The following is a 21148-nucleotide window of genomic DNA, read 5'->3' as shown; positions in this document are numbered from 1 at the left end:
TATCATTGTAGATTCCATAATAGCTTGTTTTGAGTGGGGTTTGAAATGTGAATTTAGTGGGTTTCAATACAGCAATAGAATCTGTCTTTTAGCCCTACTTTAAAAACTAAGATTCTATATCTTTGTCTAGCTCATACAGCCTAGATTTAAGCACAATCTCATTGCGATTTGTCTCAATTAGCCCTTCCTTTAAGTGGTGGCTTAATCGATGCACCAAAAGAATTGTTACTCTTTTTCTTCTCAATCGGTTGCTTTTTTTGGATTCTACTAAGTGCGATGATTATGCAGCGATTAATCTTTGAGCAGAGTTTAGAATCTAAGTTTATCCCCACACTTTTTATTTTTATAGCACCACCTAGCATTTTTGTGGTGGATTTTCATAGCCTTTTTGGGATTCATAATGCTTTAAGCTTTATGGGCTTTAATGTGGCGTTATTTTTCGTGCTATTGCTTTTAAGTTTAGGTAATATTTTTACTAAGCTAAACTTTGCTCCATCGTGGTGGGCTTTTACCTTTCCGCTGTGTGCTTTTGGGATAGCGAGCTTTGATTTATATATGATTGAATTTAAATGTTTTTATGGACTTTTAGGGATTTTGGGGCTTGTAATGGCATCTTTTGCAGTAGTGTTTATCTCATATAAGACTTTAAAGGCTGTTGTAAGTGGTGCGATTTTTAAAGAGTAGATAAAAATAGCTAAATGTATTGGAATTTGTAGATTCTAGCTTAATTCCTATTGACACAAGCATAATTGACTATTTGTTTTTTTTTTTTTTTGTAAATTGCGGATTTATTTTAGAATCTGCAAGGATACACTATGCTAAAACAAGCCATTAGATACGCTTACAAACACACTCCAAATCGCCTGAAAAGCAAACTCTACAACCTTATAGATACCGATTCTTTTTACACAAATAAGATTCAAAATCTTATAGATTCTATCACTATGCTAAGCACACCAATCACAGATAGAGAATTGCAAAAAAGAATCTTAAAGCGATTTTTACAAGCCGTAGAGATAGAAATTGCAAGTTTTTGTAATCGCACTTGCCATTTTTGTCCAAACTCACATATAGACAGAAAAAGTAAAAGTATAGAGCTAGATGAAGCTGTATTTTTAAAACTTATTGAGAATCTAAGAGAGATTGACTATGCAGAGTGGCTAAATTTTCATAGATTTAATGAGCCTTTGGCAAATAAAGAATTGATTTTAAAGCGTGTGAGACAGGCAAGAGAGAGACTTCCAAAGGCAAAGTTTTGTATTTTTACAAATGGCGATTACGCGCAAAAAGCATATTTTGAAGAGCTAAGGGAAGCTGGGGTAACACATATATTAATGTCATATTATCCCACAAACAAGGATTATAACAGGGATAAAGTTATAAAAGCAATGGAGAAAATGCAACAAAGGCTAGGACTAGAATCTAAGCTTATACATAACACTTTAGAAGAGTATCGTGTGCGTTTTATAATGGATGGCTTAGAGATAGAGTATCGCTCGTGGAATCCAAATGTTATGGGAGAAAGCAGGGGTGGCTCACTGGATTTTATGAAGCAAAAACGCAACATTCAATCTGGCTGTTTTCAGTCTGCAATGAGTTTTTATGTAGATTACAATGGGCTTGTGATGCCCTGCTGCCAAACACGAAGCGATGAGATAACGCACAAACCTTTTATCCTAGGGGATTGCAATAAAAATGATATGTTTGAGATATTTTTCTCACCCACAGCTACAAATCTCCGCAGTGAGCTTTTTGCCAACACTGCTACAACCTGCAATAAGAATATACAAAAGATTTGCCAAGATTGCACAGACAGACGCAGGGGATTGTTTTTTGAAATTTCAAATAGCTAATTAGGCACAACTGCTCCGCACAAATTAAGATATAATAATCTTGAGATTCTACAAAAGGAAGTTTATGCTTATTATCCATACCACAACGCCCACAAAAAACGAAGCAAAAAATCTCATTAAGATTCTTTTAGAATCTCGCCTTATTGCCTGTGGGCAATATTTTAAGATAAAAAGTCATTATGTTTGGAAAGATTCAAAAGGTAAAAGGAAGCTTTGCAAGGATAAGGAATATTTACTCATTTTAAAAACCTTGCCAGAATGTTATGAAAAAATACAATCTTTAATCTGCTCTCATCATAGCTATGAAGTCCCGGAGATAGTATCTTTTGAAGCAAAGGCAGAAAATGCGTATAATGCGTGGCTAGAGCAGAATCTTATCTAGCCATTTCAAGCTTTTTATTTCTTGTATTCAATCTCGCCTTGAGCCTTCCATATTCTCATTTATATTCTCATCTCATCACTATTTAATTTTTTTCACACTTTTTTTAATGCCAAATTTTGCTCCAACATTATTATTTTGAGTAAAAAAGTAACTCTAAATTACATATTTTTGTGATTACATATTGTATTTTTAAAAATATGTGTGTATGATAACGGCTGTTGCAACACAAGATTCTAAAACACAATCCCAAAAAGGAGACGAAAATGAGTCAAAAACAAATTTCTTTCAACGCCTTTGCGATGAACTGCATATCGCATTTAAGCCCGGGGCTTTGGCGTTACCCAAATGATAGGGCTTTGGAGTATAAGAGCATTGAGTATTGGCAGGATATAGCCAAAATCGCAGAAAAAGGGCTATTTGATGCGGTATTTATCGCTGATGTGCTGGGCGTGTATGATATTTATGGGAGCAATGATTTAGGCGCGTTGCGTAACGCCCAGCAAGTCCCTGTCAATGACCCGCTTTGTATTGCAGCAGTAGGAGCGGCGGTTACAAAGCATATCGGCTTTGGAATCACCGCTGGCATTCCTTTTGAGCATCCTTTTCCTTTCGCGCGCCGCCTTAGCACGCTTGACCATCTCACCAAAGGGCGCGTGGGCTGGAATATCGTTACAGGCTATTTGCCAAGCGCAAATAGAAATATGGGCACAACCGAACTGCCACACGATGAACGATATGATGTCGCTGATGAGTATATGGAGGTTATTTATAAGCTTTTGGAAGGCAGCTGGGAAGATGATGCGGTGATTTTAGATAAGCAAACAGGGCATTTTGCAAACCCTCATAAGATTCATCATATCGGGCATCGCGGCAAATATTTTGATGTCCCGGGCATTCATCTCTGTGAGCCAAGCATTCAGCGCACCCCTGTATTATTCCAAGCAGGCGCATCTGCGCGGGGGCGGCAGTTTGCAGCCAAGCACGCCGAGGCGATTTTCATCTCTCCGCCTAATAAAGAGCACGCAAAAGTGCTTGTAAAGCAAATCCGCGATGAACTTTTAAGGGCTGGGCGCGACCCACATAGCGCGAAAATCTATCTAGGCGCGACCATTATCACTGATAAGACAGAATCCCTTGCCCAAGCGAAATTTGAAGAGATTGCAAGCTATGGGAGTGTGGAGGGGATTTTGGTAAAATATTCGGGCTGGCTGGGCGTGGATTTAAGCCGCTATGAGCTAAATGAACCGCTTAATAATATTAAATCAAATGCGATTGTTTCACTTGTTGATGCATTGCGCGATTCTACGACAAGCGAGGGTAAAATCTGGACGCTAAAAGATTTAATCCATAATGAGCGCATTGGCTCTTTGGGGCCAAAAATTGTCGGTTCTCCCCAAAAGGTCGCAGATATATTGCAAGAATTTATTGCTTATAGCGATGCGGACGGCTTTAATCTCGCTTTTGCGACTACGCCAAATACCTTTAAAGACATTGTAGAATTTATCGTCCCAGAGCTACAAAAACGCGGGGCGTATAAGGAAGCGTATGTGGAGGGGAGTTTGCGCCATAAGCTTTTTGGCAAGGGTGATAGGCTAGATTTTAATCATATCGGCTCGCAATACCGCGTAGGAGGGGCAAAAAGCACGATTAATGATTTTGCTAGCACGGGGAGAAATCCAAGCAAGGAGGTGGAATATGAGATTTAATTTAACGCACTTAAAGCGCGTAATTGCACAAGGGCTTTTATTTGTGGCTATATCTTTTGGGCTTTTAAGTGCAAGTTTTGCTAAAGACAATCAAGATTCTAGAATCTTAGAGGCTTTAAGCATATTGCAACAGGGGAGATTTGTGGATTTAACGCATAGTGTGCATAGTGAGATTCCGCGATTTTCTGCCCTGCCAAAGCTAGAGGATAAAAAGATTTTTAGCGTGGCAAATGATGGATTTTTCGTCTATCAAACAAGCTTCCCAACGCAGTATGGCACGCATATTGACGCGCCTGTACATTTTGTGGATAATAAGCGAAGTTTGGAGCAAATTGAGCTAAAAGAGCTGATTTTGCCCCTTGTTGTGATTCATAAGCAAAAAGAAGTTACCAAAAACCCTGATTTTATCCTCTCAAAGCAGGATATTTTAGATTTTGAGGCTAAATATGGCGCGATTAGCGAGAATAGCTTTGTGGCTTTTGCGAGTGGCTGGAGTAAGCGATGGGGCAAAAAGGATTTTAGTAATGTCGATTCTAAGGGCATTGCGCATACTCCGGGTTGGAGCATAGAAGCATTAGATTATGTGCTAAATGTCCGCAAAGCCACAGCCATAGGACACGAGACCCTAGATACCGATGCAGCAAGCGATGTGCGTAAAAATGGCTTTTTGGAAAGCGAAAAATTCGTCCTAAGCCAAGATAAATATCAAATTGAGCTTTTGACAAATTTAGAATCTCTGCCGCCCAAGGGCGCGATTATTATTATTGGCGTGCCAAAGTTTCAGGGCTATCCGGGATTTCCTGTAAGGGCGTATGCGATTGCGCCAAAAGAGAAAAATTAAAGGAGAAATGATGAAAATTAGGCGAGATTTTAAGCGCAAAAAATTGCGCATTTCGTGGATATTTGGGGCTATAAAGGATTTAGTATGAGTGCGGAGAGTATCGCTAAAAGCGCGAAAAATAAAACCATATCATCAGTGATTGCCGCTAGTAGCGGGAATCTAGTTGAGTGGTTTGATTTTTATATTTATGCGTTTGCGGCAACTTATTTTGCGAGTAGATTTTCTGATGCTAGCTCCCCAATCGTGCAGCAAATCGCCGTCTTTGGGGTATTTGCCGCGGGGTTTTTAATGCTCCCTGTGGGTAGTGTCATCTTTGGTTCAATCGCGGACAAAATCGGGCGCAAAAGCGCGATGATAGTATCCATCGTCTTTATGGCGTTTGGCTCGTATTTAATCGCATTTTTGCCCGATAAGCACACCATTGGCGATGCGGCGATTATCTTATTACTGCTTGCTAGGCTCATTCAAGGCGTTGCAGTAGGCGGAGAGTATGGAATCGCCGCGGCATATCTAAGCGAAGTCGCCCCCAAAGGCAAAAGAGGATTCTACTCAAGTTTTCAATACTGCACGCTTATTGGCGGGCAGCTTTTGGCGGTGGCGAGCATTAGCGGGCTATTTATATTTTTTAGCCACGATGAAATGGTGGATTTTGGCTGGAGGATTTTATTTTTTGTAGGCGGGACACTCGCGCTTTTAAGTCTGCTTGTGAGGACTTTTATGCACGATAATTCCGCAGAGGAGCTAAAAAAGCATAGCGATAGAGGCAGTTTTAAGGCATTGCTAAAATCCTATAAATCTGTGCTCTTAGTGCTAGGGATTACGGCTGGTTGCTCGCCTGCTTGGTATATTACAACCGTGTATAGCAAGGTGTTTATGATAAATAATGGCATTGACCCAATCATTGCGAATAATATCATTTTAGGCGCGTTAGCGATTTTATTTGTGGTAACGCCATTTTTTGGCGCATTATCCGATAAAATCGGGTTAAAGACCTCGCTACTAATTTATTGTGTATTCGCGCTTGTGTCGTTTTATCCGCTGTTTTTATTAATGGAAAGGACAAGTAGCCCTCTAGCGTTGTTTGGCATTGTGGGATTTATGTGTTTTATGCTAGGATTTTATGCGGCTGTGGCGGGGATTTTTAAGACGACATTATTCCCCGTGCAAGTTCGCGCTTTAGGCACGGGCTTAAGCTATACCATTGGCGCGGCGTTGTTTGGGGGGAGCGCGACTTATGTTGCATTGCAATTTAAAGATAAAAACCTTGAGTATGGCTTTTTTATTTATTTTGCGGTGTTAATGGTAATTGCGCTAGTTTGTGTGATTCTAATCCCTAAAAAGCGCGAACTAGACTAAAGGAGGTTTAATGAAATTAAATGATTTGCAAAAAGGCATTTACATAATCCACGAGAATCCCGAGTGGATACCGCCTTTTAAGGAGGCGTTTGATAGGGCTGGGGTTGGCTTTAGCGAAATCCTTCTCACACAAGGGGGGATCACTCTAGATTCTATCCCACCAAAGGGAGTGTTTTGGAGTAGGCTTAGTGCCTCAAGTCATACGCGTGATAATGCCTTTTCTAAGGAATATGGTCGTGCGTTGTTAGGGTGGCTAGAAAGCTATGGGTGTTGCGTGATAAACGGCAGCTCCGTGCTAGAGCTTGAAGTCAGCAAGGTTAAACAAGCCCTGCTTTTAGAATCCTTTTTTAAAGCAGAGGGATATGGCTTTAAAACACCAAAAACACTTGCGGTATTTGGGAAAACTGATTTAATCAATGCGGCAACAAGCTTTGCTAAAAAGCTAGGCAACAAGCCCTTTATCACAAAGCATAATCAAGGCGGTAAAGGCTTGGGGGTGCGACTTTTTGAAAATATTGAAGAGTTTAGAGACTATGTGGAATCTAGCGAATTTGAGCTGCCCATTGATGGCATTACGCTATTGCAAGAGTATGTAGAATCTAGGGAAGCGTTTATCACGCGATGTGAGTTTATAGGCGGGAAGTTTCACTATGCGGTGCGTGTGGATACAAGCAATGGGGCTTTTGAGCTATGTCCCGCTGATGCGTGTCAAATAGATGTGCTAGATTCTAATGGAGCAGATTCTAAAGTGCATTCTAGCAAGATAGCAAAATCTGCAAAGCGTCCAACACTAGCTGGAGCGGCGTGTGAAGTGGGAGCAGGAGATAAGTTTAGCTTGCGGAAAGAGATAGATTCTAAAAGCCCCATTGTGCGGTGTTTAGAGCAGTTTTTAGCATTGCATAATATCGCTGTGGCGGGGATTGAGTTTATTGAGAGTGTGAGTGGGGATATTGTGGTCTATGATATAAACACAAACACAAACTACAACTCTACACTAGAATCTAAGATTAGAGAAAGTGGTGGCGAGGCGGCAGCCGATAGGTTAGTTAGCTTTTTAAGTGAGCAATTTAAGGCAATAAAGGAGCGAAAATGAAATTTGGATATTGGAGTCCGGTGTTTGGAAGTTGGCTTAGAAATGTAGATGATGATGGCACAGAATGTTCTTGGGAGTATATCCGCGATTTAGCACTCAAGGCTGAATCTTTGGGCTATACACTTACCCTTGTGCCTGAACTCTATCTCAATGACATTAAAGGCGAGAAAGCACCTGCCCTTGATGCGTGGGCTATCGCTAATGGCTTGGCAGCAGTTACCAAAAAGATTGAGATTCTAGCTGCTTTGCGTCCGCAGTATCATCAAGTCGCACTCACAGCAAAGCAGATTGCTACCATTTCACAAATATGTGGTGGGCGATTTTCTATCAATATGGTCTCAGCGTGGTGGGAAGAGGAGGCTAGGCAGTATGGCATAAACTTTGATGCACACGATGATAGATATACGCTGACACAGGAATACACCGATGTTTTACGCGGATTTTGGAAGCAAAGTCCATTTCATCACAAGGGCAAGTATTTTAGCTTTGAAAATTCCTATAATGAGCCTAAACCGCCCAAGATTCCGTTTGTATATGCAGGGGGGGAGAGTGAAATAGGCAGGAATGCTATCACACAGTTTGCAGATGTTTATCTCCTGCACGGAGGCACACTTGAAGAGGTGCAAACAAAAATTGCAGATATGAAAGAGCGGAAGAAAAGGGCAGGATTAGAGCCATTTAAGGGCTTTGGTATGGCGGTGTATATGATTGTCCGCGATAGTGAAGAAGAAGCGCAAAAAGAACTACAAAGGATTACTACCATCAAAAATTACGCTGATTATGAAAACTCGTATAAGGATTTTACAGGCAACTCGCAGCTTGATGTAGAGATAAGCAAGCAAGAATATAGCGTGTCTAATCGTGGTTTGCGCCCTAACTTAATTGGCACACCAGAAAGCGTGGCACAAAAGATTAGAGCCTATAAAGAAGCAGGGCTAGATTTGCTTATCATTCAGTGTGCTAATATGCAAGAGGAGCTAGAATATATCGCTAAAAAGGTTATGCCATTGGTAAAATAGAACCTTTAAGGAGTTTTGATGATTTGGTTGCGTCAGCTTTATATCGTAGGAATTCATACAGATGTAGGTAAAACACACTTCAGTGCGGCTTTTTGTAAGGCATTTTCATACACTTATTTTAAACTTCTTCAAGCAGGAAGCCCAACGGATGAGCAACGCGTGAAAGAACTCTCTCCACATACGCAGATTTTGCCATCTGCACTTACTCTTCGCACTGCTGCTTCTCCTCACATTGGATATAAATATGAGAATCTAACATACAATGGCTTGCATTTAAAGATTCCGCAATCCGATAGACTTCTCATTGAGCTTGCTGGAGGGCTTTTCACACCACTTGATAATACACATACTTTTTTTGATTATATCCTTGCTAATCCTCGCCCTATTATTGTTGTGGGAAGATATTATCTTGGTTGCATTAATCATATCTTACTTACATTACACGCTCTGCAAAATATGCCTATTCTTGCACTCGTTATGCTCAAAGATTCTAAGGATATTTATCGTGATGAGATCGACGAGTTTGTGTGCTCTTACACAAAAATTCCACTTGTGCATATAGAATCTTACACAACCCAAAACTTAGATTCTATTGCAAATAGACTTGCACATAAACTTAGACCTTATATTCAAGAGCTGTTGTAGTTTCTCTATCAAAATTCATTTTCTAAAATATTATCAAGCACACCACATACATATTCAGCAAGTTCAAGACTTATTATATAAGGTGGCATAAAATAAATCGTATTTCCTAAAGGACGCAACAACACACCCTTTTCAAGTGCTTGTTCATACACATACAATCCCGCCCTTGCAAGCCTACACCCAATCAAATCAAATGCAAACACCATTCCACACACACGCACATTGCTTACCTTTTTATGCTTTGAAAGCATAGACCATTGCTTGGCTATGGCAGCACTTAAAGAACGATTGGAGAGTAGCGTATTGTCTTGCTCAAAAATATTGAGCACAGCATTTGCAGCAGCTATGGCAAGAGCATTACCCGTATAGCTATGGGAATGCAAAAAGCCTTTTTGTTCTTCATAAGGTGCATAGAATCCTTGATAAATACTATCACTTGTAACCACAACAGACAAGGGAAGATATCCACCTGTAATGCCTTTAGAAAGACAAAGAAAATCAGGCACGACATCACATTGTTCTAGGGCAAACATACTGCCTGTGCGACCAAATCCCACAGCAATTTCATCAAAAATAATATGAATATTATACTTTTGTGCCAACACACACGCCTCCTGCACATAAGCAGAAGGATACATATTCATACCTCCTGCGCACTGCAACAAAGGCTCAAGAATAAACGCACAAATGCGATGAGCGTGCTTTTTTAGAATCTGCTCCAATGCTTCAATCTCTCTGTGATAATCTCCATTTATTGTATTATCATTAGGATTCCACATACCCGATGGCACAGGCGTGTTTAAAGCTTCAAGTAAAAGAGGTTTATAAGCGCTTTTATAAAGCCCCACATCACCTACACTTAAAGCCCCTAAGGTTTCGCCGTGATAGGCATTTGCTAAGGATAAAAACGCATTTTTTTCTTTATTACCTGCGTTATAATGACTATGAAAACTCATTTTTAATGCCACTTCAACCGCACTTGAACCATTATCAGCATAAAAACATTTTTGCAAACTTTGTGGGAGCAAGGCACATAATCGCTTAGAATAAGTAATAATACCCTCGTGCGAGAATCCAGCCAAAATAATATGTTCCAGTTGCTCTAATTGCTGCACAATCGCAGTGTTAATAATAGGATTGCAATGCCCAAAAAGATTAACCCACCAACTACTGATACCATCAATAAATGACTTCCCATCAAAATCATACAAATACACACCTTTTGCTGATTGAATAGGGATAAGCGGTAATGTTTCGTGATCTTTCATTTGTGTGCAAGGATGCCAAATATGTGCCAAATCTAAAGCTTTTAAATCTAACATAGCTCCGCCTTATACAAAAATTTGGATATAATTTTACTCCACAATATCTAATTCTCCAATAAGGAATGCTATATGCCCAACAAACTTTCGTTTAACCACGCTTCATCATTTGATGTGGGCTTAGATACACAATTAAAATCACTCAAAGATACACATAATTTCCGCACAATTACAGATTATCAACATAATGACATTTTTATCACTCCTTATGTCTCACACGCCTATCATTTACCACATAAACCCCTCATTAATTTTGCAAGCAATGACTACTTAGCTCTCTCATTAGATGCTACACTTGTCCAAGAATTTCTTAGCACACTTTGTGCCCAAGATATAGTTTTTTCTAGTGCATCTTCGCGTTCTTTAAGTGGAGGATTCCCTATTTATGACACTTTGGAATCTCATCTTAGCCAACTCTACGCACCCAAAAAAGCCTTGCTTTTTAACAGCGGTTATCACTGTAATCTTTCCTGTATTCAGGCATTAGGCACTCTTACACGCACGCTTTTTTTGCTTGATAGATTCTCTCACGCGAGTGTATTTGATGCGGTGCGTAACGCTCACTTTAAGCGCTTTAAACATAATGATATAGCTGCACTTGCAACGCTTGTTGAATCTTATCATCGTCATTATGAACGCGTGATTATTGTAACTGAAGGACTTTTTAGTATGGAGGGAGATTTTTGTAAAATTAACGACACAATACAACTCAAAAAAACTTACCCTAATGTATTTTTATATATTGATGAAGCCCATAGCGTGGGTGTATGTGGCAAAGATGGACTTGGGATAGCCTATGAATACATTGAGGAAATTGATTTCCTTGTGCTTACTTTTGGCAAAGCTTTGGCTTCTGTGGGGGCTTGTATGCTTTGTAATACAGCTCAAAGAGACTTTTTTGTCAATACTTCACGAGGGTTGATATACTCCACTGCCCTGCCACCAATTAATGTTGCGTGGAGTAGCTTTATATGGAGCAAAATACCTACCTTAAACCATAAGCGTGAAAAATTACAGCTTTTGAGTCATCATCTGTGTTTATCCTTGAAAGAAAAGGGCTACACAATAAGGGGTGAAGCACATATTATTTCGCTTATGTGTGGAGACAATCACTCCGCAATTAAGCTCTCTAAAAAGTTGCGTGAGCGTGGATTCTTTGCTCCTGCCATCAAAGAACCTACGATTCCTAAAGGAACAGCAAGAATCCGATTCTCTCTCAATGCCAATTTAGAATTAGAACACATATTTCAACTTGCAGAGGCACTATGAAATATAAATGGCTTCATAAAACCACAAAAGATTCTTTCACAAAAGACTTAGTAATATGTATGGGTGGTTTTGGAAGTGAGCCTAGCCATTTTCAACATCTTTGTGCTTATGAATGTGATGTTATTATGTTTTATGATTATAGAGATATAAATATGCTTAAATCCTATGATACACACGAAATTTTGTATCTCTTCCACAATCATTTTAGGCATATTTATCTTATCGCTTTTTCACTTGGCGTATGTGTGGCAAATGTTATTTTTGCACCGATATGGGGACGATTCACACGCACATTTGCTATTAATGGCACACCTCTAGGCATTGATAAAACTTATGGCATTCCTCCTACACTCTTTAGATATACAATCAAGCATTTTGATGCACAGCAATTTCGCACAGGATTATTAGGACATAGGCTAGAATCTCATTTTACCTTGCGTGAAAATCAAGCCTTACGCAATGAACTTGAAGTGCTTTATGAGTTTTCTCAATCAATACCATCACATCAACTACAAAAGTGGGAATATGCACTCATATCACATAATGATGAGATTTTCCCACCAGAGTCAAATAAACAATATTGGCTTTCTCAAGCTCTTCAAAACACGCGGATTCTATGGAGCAATGAGCCACACTTTGTTTTCTTTGGATTTAGCTCATGGGAAGAATTATGCCAACTATAAAAAAACCAAGAGCCGCTTCCAACGATTTTAATCTTATCTCCTTTTACAAAGCCCGATGCACCTATAATCAAAATAGCCCAATACAACACGCTATGAGATTTCATCTTCTAGACTTGCTTAAAAAGCACACAAATCGCAAATATTTTGTTTCTATCTTTGAATTTGGTGCAGGAATGGGTGAGCTTACGACACTTGTATGCAAATCATTTGATTTTCAACGCTACATAACAAATGATTTTTACCCTTACGATATGGGTGCAGTGCTACACGATGAAAGAATTTCACACTTTGCTTTTGATATGACACAACTTTGCACTCATTCTCTTGCAACAGAGCAATTTGAACTTATCATCTCTAATGCTTGCCTACAATGGCTTGATTGCATCTCTACACTCACTACTTTAAAATCTATGATTGCTCGCGGTGGGATATTGGCATTAAGTAGCTTTGGGCAAGACAATATGCACGAAATACGCAACATTACAGGTGTAGGATTACAATATGAAAGCTTAGATACAATACACACATTACTAGCACAAGATTTTAAAATCCTTGCTTTAGAATCTACCCATCATCATTTGCATTTTGATAATGCCCTTGAGGTTTTTAGACATCTAAAATTAAGTGGTGTTAATGCTTTTGGCACAAGTAAGCCTTTTGCTCTCACAAAGACTATGCTCAAAGACTATTCCAAAAAATTTAATAATACACTCACTTATGAGCCTCTTTATATCCTTGCTCTCAAGCGTTAAGAAATAGCACATAAACGAAACACTATTGCCTTAGCAATAACCCTATAAAGTAAAAACCAAAATGTTTGAAAAAGAGATTAAAAAATGGGCTTAAGATTCTTAATGCTTACTAGCCTAGCGATAAAGTATGTCAAAAGACTTTAAAAGTTCATTCCCACACTTGCATTGATATTCAAAAGCGTATAAGCCCGCTCACTTCGCTGCTTAAGCCAAAGCGTCCAAAATAGTCTTTATATTACATTTGGGCATTTACTCCGCCATAAAAGCTATGGGTATCTAGCATTGCTTATTGAGTAAAAGATGAGTTGGCAAAATCACTGAAAGATGATTTTGCTTCCACAGAATCTGTAAATCTTACATTATAAAAACCAAATCCAGAAAAACTAAAATGCAAAGATTCTAAAGACAAAGTGTAGCCTATATGTAAGCCCAGAGATGTGCCAAAGGTATTATACATACTTGCAGAATTAGCACAAGCAAACACTTCTCCGCTCTCTTTATATGCACCCTGCATAACACCACTATAAGAGGGTAGCATCATAGGCTTGAAAACAACCTTGCTTACTTGAAAATCCTTGCTTATCCCACCTTGAATATATAAAATCGTTGTGTTGTAATTTTGCCCTCCAATGATAGTTTTATTTGTCGTATCCAGTCCCATACCCACACTTGCTGTGCCAAGGATTGAACAATGTTTGAAGTCATAGTTTCCACTCCCACCCAGTGTGAAAGTGTGGCTATTGCGTTGCGTATAGGTATCATTAGCACCGACATAAGCATAATCCAAAAATCCCCCTAAAAGCAAGGAATTGCTTAGGCGATTTTTATAATGAAAACTCGTGCCTGTGCTTGAAGCTTTGTAGCTTTTGTGAGAAAATAAGGTATAGTTTACATTCATTATCATTTGTTGTTTTGCATTTTGGGTTAAAGAGAGTATGTCGGCTAGAATCTTGCTACTTAGGGCGTTATCCACACTTGCAACTTTCACGGATCGTTTATAAGCCCTTAAAGCATTATAGCTTGGCATATCCTGCATAGGAGTAAAAGCAAAAGAGAGTGAGCTGAAACCTAGTGATTGTTGTGAATTAAAAGTATCCTGTACAGAATTGAGCTGGGCATTTTCAGCAAGGCTATCAATACTTGCTTGATATGAAGAGCTATTGGCATTTGTGATAGCCTCAAAGTAGTCTTGGTAGTCTTTTGAAAGGTTGGGATCTTGGAAAATATCTTTAATCACATCTCCCATAGTAGAATCCCCACTGCCACTTGGGCTAAACGCATCATTTTTAAGCGTCGTGCTATCATAAATAAAATCTAGGACATTGTTGCTCTTTGGCAAAATAGTGTCAAATTTATCAGTATAATTTTTAAGTGAGCCTAAATCAAGCTGTATGGTTTTACCCGCCGTAAGTAAGCTTCCCTCTCCACTATATAGGGACAAACTCTAGCGTGTCGCCTTGTATGTCATAGCTATTTGCTTCTAACTTGGAGTTGAGACTCCCGCTAAAGGCAATTTGCAGCTTTGCATTAGAATCTTGTGTGTAAGAGCCATTGATTGTAAGGGTATTTTGCGAAAGGTTAGTGATGGGCATAGCACCAAATCCCGCCATAACGATACCGCTTTCATTTTTGACTTGAGGGTTGGTGCTTATTTCACTGCCTCTTTCGATTATCCCTGATCCTACGAGAATCCCACCATTTTGCAAGGTTATAGAGCTTGTGGCAAGTTTGGCATTGCTCGTGTTGCTACCACTCTCTACTTTGCCTAGCTGAATAATACCGCTATCCTTAGCTGTGATACCACCTATAATCGTGCCTAAATCTAGAATCTGCACTATGCCACCAGATTCTGCTGTGGCGTTTTTCCCTACTTTCGCAGTGCCACTTAGCTGTGCTAATCCACCATTTTTGGCTGTGAGATTATTACTGACTTCGCCTTTGAGAGGCATTTGATTTGCTAAGTTTGCTATTTTGAGCTACTTCTAATACGCCTTGCAAAACGCGTATCGCTCCATGATAGGTGTTATCCTTGCCACTTAGCGTAAGTTTGCCTTGTCCTGTTTTTATTAAACCTGCTTTTTTAATATCTTTTAGCTCTTCTTTAGGCGAGTTCCACGCACCCTCTATATACCATTTATCCTCCCATAATCGCTGATATATGTTGTTGCTAAACTCGCCACTTAGCCCCCCCTTTGTATCAATGGTATAAAAGGCTTGATTCTCTCCCTCAAAATGCTCTACACTATTTTTATTTATACAATTGACATCAAGCCGTGCCAAGCCTTTTAGAGCCTTTTGCACATCTAAAATCCCCTGCTCAAAGACTTCTTCTTTGCTAAGTTTGATAATCGCTTCAGCATCATCGTGAGATTGATCTGTTTTGCTAAGATTATTGAACATGTTAGCAATCTCGCTTTCAGTATAGCCTAGCTTTTTCAAATCCGCTTTTACCTGCTCTCTATCTATCTTGCCATTTTTCATAGGTGGTTCATTATCAATATAAATGATATTATAGGAAGTGTATTTACCGCTTGGTGTTGGCATAGCTTTAATGGTAAGTTTTGGAGCGGTGTAGTTATTGTTTGCTGTGGTGAGTAGCACATCGGCAAGTCGCGATCCGCCTAAAAAGCCAAATTTCTGCTGCACGAGCATTGCCGTGCCGCTTACCATAGGCGTAGCTTGTGATATCCCACTCATCGCACAAAAATTCATCGGTGCTAGTCCCATTCTTATCCTGACAATAAGAAGTAGGGCTTTGCCCTGTGCCAAAATTCGCATTCGCAGAATCTATTTGACTCCCCGGAGCAGTGATTGCATAAAGTGCCGCACCTTTAAAAGCATTGCTAAAACTTGCCAATCCATTACACTCTGCTTGATTGTTGCTTGAGCATTTCCCACTTAATATAGTCATATGCTTTGTTTTTTCATCAATGGTTATCCCTGTGCGTCTAAAGCCCCCACCACAAGCCACGCGCGGACGGCTTCATCATAGCTTGGGGCCACCGCTGTGGCAGCAGGGGTCATCTTGCCCTCATTCCCAGCTGCCATAACATTTAAAATGTCTTTTTCTTTAGATAAACGGATAAGGTGCAAGGTATCGTGTGGGGCTCTTCTGCCTGTGGAAGTTGCTTCTTGGTTAATTCTCCATTCTAAAAGCGTGTTGAAATAATAATCCGCACTAATTGTCTCGCTATTTTTATCAATGACAGCATAGCCAGAATCTGTATAGTAGCGATTATTGAGCGGATACCAAGTAGCCACCCAGCTATTATTAATAATTTTGACATTCCAATTCTTTACATCTTCATACAAATTGCCTGTGTAGCTTAGGCTTGGATTTTGTTTGCCAAGTCCATAATACTTGCCATTATACGCAATGCCGTGTGGATCTCTATCACCTTTCATCGCACCAATGGCGATACCAGCCACATGTGTGCCGTGCTGTTCTAATATGCTAGAGCTACCATTGACTAGATCCACATCTTTACCGGCTAGACTTGGGTGAGTTGTGCTAAAGGCAGAATCTATGACGCCAAGATTCACGCCACTGCCATCTATGCCCGGATTTTCCTTATAGGCTTCATCAAGGTTAATGAGCTTCCACGATTTTTTAAGGATATACATTATATCACTAGCACTTAGCCCAAATGGCATAAAGCTACACAAAAGGCTAATATATGCTTTTTTATTGATAAACCTCTAATTTTTTGCGAGATTCTAATCAAAAAAAAACGCCTTATCTACCAACACAACAAATCAGAAAGGCACTTAAAGGCTACTAAAATCAACATATAGAAAGCATTTAGCAAAAAGTATAAAATAATTTAGCCCATTTGTGCGTATGCAGATTCGCAATCTTTATGAGCGTGTTCCACAATACGCACATAAAGGGCTAGTTCTTCTCCTTATCCACAAGTTTATTTGCGCCAATCCAAGGCATCATCGCCCTTAGCCTACCGCCGACTTTTTCAATCTTGTGAGCGTTTAGATTCTTTCTCTCCGCATTCATTCTAGCATACCCAGCCTTTCGCTCTAAGATAAAGTCTTTAGCAAAGCGACCTTCTTGTATATCTGCTAGAATCTCTTTCATCGCCTTTTTAGATTCTGCGTTTATCACTCTAGGACCACTTACCATATCGCCGTATTCTGCGGTATTTGAGATAGAGTATCGCATATTTGCTAGCCCCCCTTCATAGATCAAATCCACAATCAATTTTAGCTCGTGCAAACACTCAAAATACGCCATCTCTTCAGGGTATCCCGCTTCTACGAGCGTTTCAAACCCCGCTTTTACAAGGCTAGTTACCCCACCGCAAAGCACAGCTTGTTCGCCAAAGAGATCTGTTTCTGTCTCGTCTTTAAAAGTTGTTTCTATAATGCCACTTCTGCCACCGCCAATCGCACTTGCATAGCTTAGGGCAATCGCTTTTGCATCACCCCTGCTAGTATCTTGTTCTACTGCGATTAAATCTGGAATCCCACCACCTTTTACAAACTCGCTTCTAACCGTGTGTCCGGGAGCTTTGGGTGCTACCATTATCACGCCTACACCTTTTGGAGCTTGAATCTGCCCGAAATGGATATTAAAGCCGTGTCCAAAGGCGATGATTTTATCTTCACTTAAATTTGGCTTAATATCCTTAGCAAACACATCAGCTTGCAGCTCATCAGGGATTAGAATCATAATCACATCAGCTTCTTTTGTCGCAGCTCCCACTTCTAGCACCTTAAAGCCCTTTGCTTCAGCCTTAGCCCAGCTAGAGCCGCCATTATACAGCCCGATGATGACTTCTACGCCTGAATCTCGCAAGTTTTCCGCGTGTGCGTGCCCCTGACTCCCAAAGCCAATCACGGCCACCTTTTTGCTTTGAATAAGTCCTAAATCGCAATCTTTATCGTAATATACTTGTAATGCCATAATCAATCCTTTCGTGGTAAGCCACTTTTAAAGTTTAAGACTCAATTGTAGTTAAAACAAACTTAGTTATAATTAATCTCGCAGTAAGTAAGCAAAGCCAAAACTCACAAGGGGGTAAATATGCAACACTCTAGCACGACACATACCATATCACAAGATTCCACAACAGCTCATCACGCACATTCTGCCACATTACAATCTAGCCAAATGGACTTTGTATCAAGTATGATTTTACAGCTCCTTGAAAGTGTAGATAAAGAGCTAAAAGACGCATTTATCACTATCAAGCACAGCCTTGAAAATGCCGATTCTGCCACACTCACACAGACGCTTTCTCACATTTCTAGCCAAGATAAAACACTATCCATTATCAATGCTTTTACGCTTTATCATATGCTTTTAAATATCATTGAAGAGCTAAACTTAAGCGATTCTGCCACGCTTAATGCCCTGCCCCAAACTTTGCTAGATTTAAAAAATGAGGGCTATGATAAGCAAGATATTCTAAAGGTTTTACAAAATATCGCCTTTTATCCCGTTTTCACCGCTCACCCCACTGAATCTCGCCGCCGCACATTCCTTGAAGCCCATCACAAAATGAGCAAAAACATTAGAGATATTTTTACTCATAATGATTCTCAAGCACGATTTGAGCTTCTCTATCGCTTAAATCTATTATGGCACACACATTTGGTAAGAAGCGAAAAAATGGAGATTCTTTTTGAGCTTGATAACCTACTTTATATTATTGAAAGCTCCATTGTAGAATCTGCCACGCAAGTGCTTAGTGATATTCAAACCCTTATAGGCACAAGCTTGAAGCACTCTCCTATTATTCTAGGCAGCTGGGTAGGGGGCGATAGAGACGGGAATCCTTATGTCAGCAATGAGATTATGACAAAGGTGATGAAAACCGCCCATAGAGCGATTATAGAGATGTATATCAAAAAATGTGAAAAACTTATCCGTGAGTTATCGCTTTCAAGTGATTTAAAAGAGCCTAGTGCCGAGCTTTTGCAGTCATTACAATTAGAAAAAGAGCAGCTCCCAAGCACAGAATCCACACTCTATGCCAAGGAGCCTTTCCGTGCGAAGCTCTACCTTATCAAAAAGAAGCTCCAAAACCGCCTTATCGCCATTAACACCACAGATTCTGTGGACTTTACTTATAGCAACTCTAAAGAGCTTTTAAGCGATATTGATATGCTGATACGCTCTTTAGATTCTCTTTCAGCAAGTGGTTTGATGGAGTTTTATAATCTTGTGCTTTTGGGTGGGTTTCATCTTTTAAGGCTTGATTTTAGAGAGCATCGCGATGTGATTTTGAGTGCTACGAGTGAGATTTTTTGCCTGATTGGACTATGTGATAGCGATTTTAAGGATATGAGTGAGCAGAAAAAATGCGAGATTCTAAACCTTGCTTTGAGTGCCAAAAAGCTTGATTTAAACACGATATTAGAAGAGCTTTCAGATTCTACAAGGCGGTTTGTGGGAGCGTTTCTAAGAATCGCGTGGGCAAAAAAGCATATTTCGGAATCTATCCTGCAAAGCTTTATTATTTCTATGAGCAGTGAGCCTAGCGATTTGCTATGCGTGCTGTGGTTTGCCAAACAAAGTGGCTTGTGGAAGCCGGGCAAGAAAAAAGAATCTAAAAAAGGCAGAGCAAAAATCTCCATTGCTCCGCTTTTTGAAACTATTGACGACTTGCAGCACGCCAAACACACTATCAAAACACTCTATGCTAACGCCCATTATCAGCAATATTTACTTGATAATGACAATACACAAGAAATTATGGTGGGCTATTCGGATTCAAGTAAAGATGGAGGAATCTTTGCAAGCAACTACAATCTCTACCACGCCATTGCAGATTTAATCAAACTCCAAAATGAGCTGCCACTTACCATCGCCTTTTTCCACGGACGCGGTGGGAGTGTGAGCCGCGGGGGTGGGAGTCTTGAAGAAGCCCTGCTATCTGCTGTGCCTCAAAGTGTATGCGGTGTGCTTAAAACAACCGAGCAAGGCGAGATGATAAGTGCAAAATACCTGAATAAAAACATCGCTAAGAAAAATCTTTCAAGCACAATAAGTGCTTTGCTGAAAAAAAGCGTCAATGATAAATTTTGCATAAATGGAGCGTGTGAGATAGATTCACAAATGATGAGTTTGCTAGAGCCCATCTCACAAGCTTCCTGTGTAGCGTATCGTAAGCTTGTGTATGAAGACAAGGGCTTTATGACATATTTCAAACACGCCACACCTATTGAGTTTATACAGAATCTAAACTTAGGCTCTCGCCCTAGTAAAAGAAAAGACACGCAAAGTGTTGAGGATTTGCGTGCTATTCCTTGGGTATTTGCTTGGACGCAAAATCGCTCCATTCTCCCAGCGTGGTATGGGCTAGGCAGTGCATTAGCTAGTGGCAATAAAAATGCACTCAAAGACTGCTATGCCAACTCGCTGTTTTTCAAAACCACGATTGATAATATCTCTCAAGCTTTTTTGAAAGTAGATGTAGAGATTGCTAGGCTTTATAATGAGTTTGTGCCGGATAAAACCATAAGAGATAGAATCTGGGAGCTTATCTACACGCAATATCAACTTACACTAGAACATTTGCTCTATCTTAGAGGGGAGAATGCCTTGCTTGATTCTGAAAGTGAGACTAGGGAATCTATTTTACTACGCAAACCTTATTTAAGTGTGCTTAATCTCACACAAATTGAACTTATCAAAAAATATCAAACTTGTCATTATCCACAAGCACAAGAGCGATTAATGGAGCAGATTCACGCCACTATCGTAGGCATAGCTCAAGGCTTACGCAACACAGGGTGAAAGGATTAGTTCCATAAATCGCCAAGTTTTTTATCCCATTCACTTGGGGTAAATCTTCCCGTGCCACCTTCTGGGATAAAAGTAAGTTCCCCAACCACAATTCTACCTTGGATATTATACAAATCAACTCTTAGATAAGGCGACATTATTAACATACGGGCAATCTCAAGCATAATGTTAAGGTGTTCGGGCTTATTTGGAATGATATTTGGAAGCTGATAAAGATATTTTATCGGCATAACATTCCAATTCTCATCAAAAATACTTCTCGTATGCTCTACAAATCTATCAGTATCCACTTGTATATATTGTGTTTTACCAAAGCAGTGGATTTTATAATCACTTGGCACTTTAGCTTCCCCATCTGCGTTGGTCTCTAACAACATCTCCTCCACAAAGATTCTAGGCTCTATATCTTTATAATGCCATTCTCTATAAAGTGTGTAGAAGTTTGTGTTTAAATGTGTTGTG

At 39.8% G+C, this 21148-nt stretch carries 21 protein-coding genes; 13 read left to right on the top strand and 8 right to left on the bottom strand.

What is annotated here, in order from left to right:
* Positions 1 to 168: 168 nt before the first annotated feature.
* The 9 genes from EBF12_RS01510 to bioD all read left to right on the top strand — a co-directional run bounded on the left by EBF12_RS01510 (position 169) and on the right by bioD (position 8895).
* Positions 169 to 684 (top strand): SLAC1 family transporter, encoded by a 516-nt coding sequence (locus tag EBF12_RS01510; protein WP_121726090.1) that lies wholly within the window; start codon positions 169 to 171, stop codon positions 682 to 684.
* Positions 685 to 815: 131 nt separating this feature from the next.
* Positions 816 to 1853, top strand: coding sequence for a radical SAM/SPASM domain-containing protein (locus EBF12_RS01505; RefSeq protein WP_121726089.1), 1038 nt, complete (start codon positions 816 to 818; stop codon positions 1851 to 1853).
* A gap of 64 nt (positions 1854 to 1917) precedes the next feature.
* Positions 1918 to 2235 (top strand): divalent-cation tolerance protein CutA, encoded by a 318-nt coding sequence (cutA, locus tag EBF12_RS01500; RefSeq protein ID WP_121726088.1) that lies wholly within the window; start codon positions 1918 to 1920, stop codon positions 2233 to 2235.
* Between the two features lie 263 nt (positions 2236 to 2498).
* Positions 2499 to 3941, top strand: a complete 1443-nt coding sequence (locus EBF12_RS01495; RefSeq protein WP_121726087.1) for an LLM class flavin-dependent oxidoreductase — start codon at positions 2499 to 2501, stop codon at positions 3939 to 3941.
* Positions 3931 to 4782, top strand: a complete 852-nt coding sequence (locus EBF12_RS01490) for a cyclase family protein (RefSeq protein WP_121726086.1) — start codon at positions 3931 to 3933, stop codon at positions 4780 to 4782. The genes EBF12_RS01495 and EBF12_RS01490 overlap by 11 nt, the downstream gene beginning before the upstream one ends.
* 99 nt (positions 4783 to 4881) lie before the next feature.
* Positions 4882 to 6138, top strand: coding sequence for an MFS transporter (locus EBF12_RS01485; RefSeq protein WP_167444783.1), 1257 nt, complete (start codon positions 4882 to 4884; stop codon positions 6136 to 6138).
* A 10-nt stretch (positions 6139 to 6148) separates the two neighbouring features.
* Positions 6149 to 7231 carry an ATP-grasp domain-containing protein gene (locus EBF12_RS01480; RefSeq protein WP_121726084.1) on the top strand — a complete coding sequence of 361 codons (1083 nt, stop codon included), beginning with the start codon at positions 6149 to 6151 and terminating at the stop codon, positions 7229 to 7231.
* Positions 7228 to 8250, top strand: coding sequence for an LLM class flavin-dependent oxidoreductase (locus EBF12_RS01475; RefSeq protein ID WP_121726083.1), 1023 nt, complete (start codon positions 7228 to 7230; stop codon positions 8248 to 8250). Before EBF12_RS01480 ends, EBF12_RS01475 begins: the two co-directional genes overlap by 4 nt.
* 18 nt (positions 8251 to 8268) lie before the next feature.
* Positions 8269 to 8895: an ATP-dependent dethiobiotin synthetase BioD gene (gene bioD, locus EBF12_RS01470; protein WP_015453887.1), complete on the top strand. Its 627-nt coding sequence runs from the start codon at positions 8269 to 8271 to the stop codon at positions 8893 to 8895.
* Between the two features lie 8 nt (positions 8896 to 8903).
* Here the strand turns inward: bioD and EBF12_RS01465 are convergent, their stop codons facing one another.
* A complete protein-coding gene (locus EBF12_RS01465; RefSeq protein ID WP_121726082.1) occupies positions 8904 to 10217 on the bottom strand; it encodes an adenosylmethionine--8-amino-7-oxononanoate transaminase in 1314 nt (437 codons plus the stop codon).
* A gap of 114 nt (positions 10218 to 10331) precedes the next feature.
* Here EBF12_RS01465 and EBF12_RS01460 point away from each other — a divergent pair, with 114 nt between their 5' ends.
* Genes EBF12_RS01460 through bioC form a run of 3 tightly spaced genes read left to right on the top strand, consistent with a single transcriptional unit; the run spans position 10332 to position 12921 of the window.
* Complete coding sequence (locus tag EBF12_RS01460) at positions 10332 to 11486, top strand: aminotransferase class I/II-fold pyridoxal phosphate-dependent enzyme (protein WP_208630934.1); 1155 nt, start codon at positions 10332 to 10334, stop codon at positions 11484 to 11486.
* Positions 11483 to 12169: a pimeloyl-ACP methyl esterase BioG family protein gene (locus EBF12_RS01455; protein WP_121726080.1), complete on the top strand. Its 687-nt coding sequence runs from the start codon at positions 11483 to 11485 to the stop codon at positions 12167 to 12169. Before EBF12_RS01460 ends, EBF12_RS01455 begins: the two co-directional genes overlap by 4 nt.
* Positions 12157 to 12921 carry a malonyl-ACP O-methyltransferase BioC gene (gene bioC / locus EBF12_RS01450; protein WP_121726079.1) on the top strand — a complete coding sequence of 255 codons (765 nt, stop codon included), beginning with the start codon at positions 12157 to 12159 and terminating at the stop codon, positions 12919 to 12921. The genes EBF12_RS01455 and bioC overlap by 13 nt, the downstream gene beginning before the upstream one ends.
* 286 nt (positions 12922 to 13207) lie before the next feature.
* On the opposite strand, the gene EBF12_RS01445 is transcribed toward bioC, so the two are convergent.
* The 6 genes from EBF12_RS01445 to ilvC all read right to left on the bottom strand — a co-directional run bounded on the left by EBF12_RS01445 (position 13208) and on the right by ilvC (position 17839).
* Complete coding sequence (locus EBF12_RS01445) at positions 13208 to 14362, bottom strand: autotransporter domain-containing protein (protein WP_121726078.1); 1155 nt, start codon at positions 14360 to 14362, stop codon at positions 13208 to 13210.
* Positions 14349 to 14870, bottom strand: a complete 522-nt coding sequence (locus tag EBF12_RS01440) for a hypothetical protein (protein ID WP_121726077.1) — start codon at positions 14868 to 14870, stop codon at positions 14349 to 14351. Before EBF12_RS01440 ends, EBF12_RS01445 begins: the two co-directional genes overlap by 14 nt.
* Complete coding sequence (locus tag EBF12_RS01435) at positions 14845 to 15609, bottom strand: autotransporter-associated beta strand repeat-containing protein (RefSeq protein ID WP_244196312.1); 765 nt, start codon at positions 15607 to 15609, stop codon at positions 14845 to 14847. The genes EBF12_RS01440 and EBF12_RS01435 overlap by 26 nt, the downstream gene beginning before the upstream one ends.
* Positions 15497 to 15892 (bottom strand): hypothetical protein, encoded by a 396-nt coding sequence (locus tag EBF12_RS11600; RefSeq protein ID WP_244196297.1) that lies wholly within the window; start codon positions 15890 to 15892, stop codon positions 15497 to 15499. The genes EBF12_RS01435 and EBF12_RS11600 overlap by 113 nt, the downstream gene beginning before the upstream one ends.
* Positions 15856 to 16587: a S8 family serine peptidase gene (locus tag EBF12_RS01430; RefSeq protein ID WP_157979025.1), complete on the bottom strand. Its 732-nt coding sequence runs from the start codon at positions 16585 to 16587 to the stop codon at positions 15856 to 15858. Before EBF12_RS01430 ends, EBF12_RS11600 begins: the two co-directional genes overlap by 37 nt.
* Positions 16588 to 16813: 226 nt before the next feature.
* Positions 16814 to 17839, bottom strand: a complete 1026-nt coding sequence (gene ilvC, locus EBF12_RS01425; RefSeq protein ID WP_121726074.1) for a ketol-acid reductoisomerase — start codon at positions 17837 to 17839, stop codon at positions 16814 to 16816.
* A 120-nt stretch (positions 17840 to 17959) separates the two neighbouring features.
* Between ilvC and EBF12_RS01420 the strand changes: the two genes are divergently transcribed.
* Positions 17960 to 20677 carry a phosphoenolpyruvate carboxylase gene (locus tag EBF12_RS01420; protein ID WP_121726073.1) on the top strand — a complete coding sequence of 906 codons (2718 nt, stop codon included), beginning with the start codon at positions 17960 to 17962 and terminating at the stop codon, positions 20675 to 20677.
* A 5-nt stretch (positions 20678 to 20682) separates the two neighbouring features.
* Here EBF12_RS01420 and EBF12_RS01415 read toward each other — a convergent pair.
* A partial coding sequence (locus tag EBF12_RS01415; protein ID WP_121726072.1) for an ATP-grasp fold amidoligase family protein occupies positions 20683 to 21148 on the bottom strand: 466 nt, incomplete at its 5' end.

Origin of the sequence: Helicobacter labetoulli (assembly GCF_003670275.1) — a bacterium.
In the GTDB taxonomy this organism is placed as follows: Bacteria; Campylobacterota; Campylobacteria; order Campylobacterales; family Helicobacteraceae; genus Helicobacter_C; species Helicobacter_C labetoulli.
This window is presented reverse-complemented; position numbering and strand designations above follow the sequence as displayed.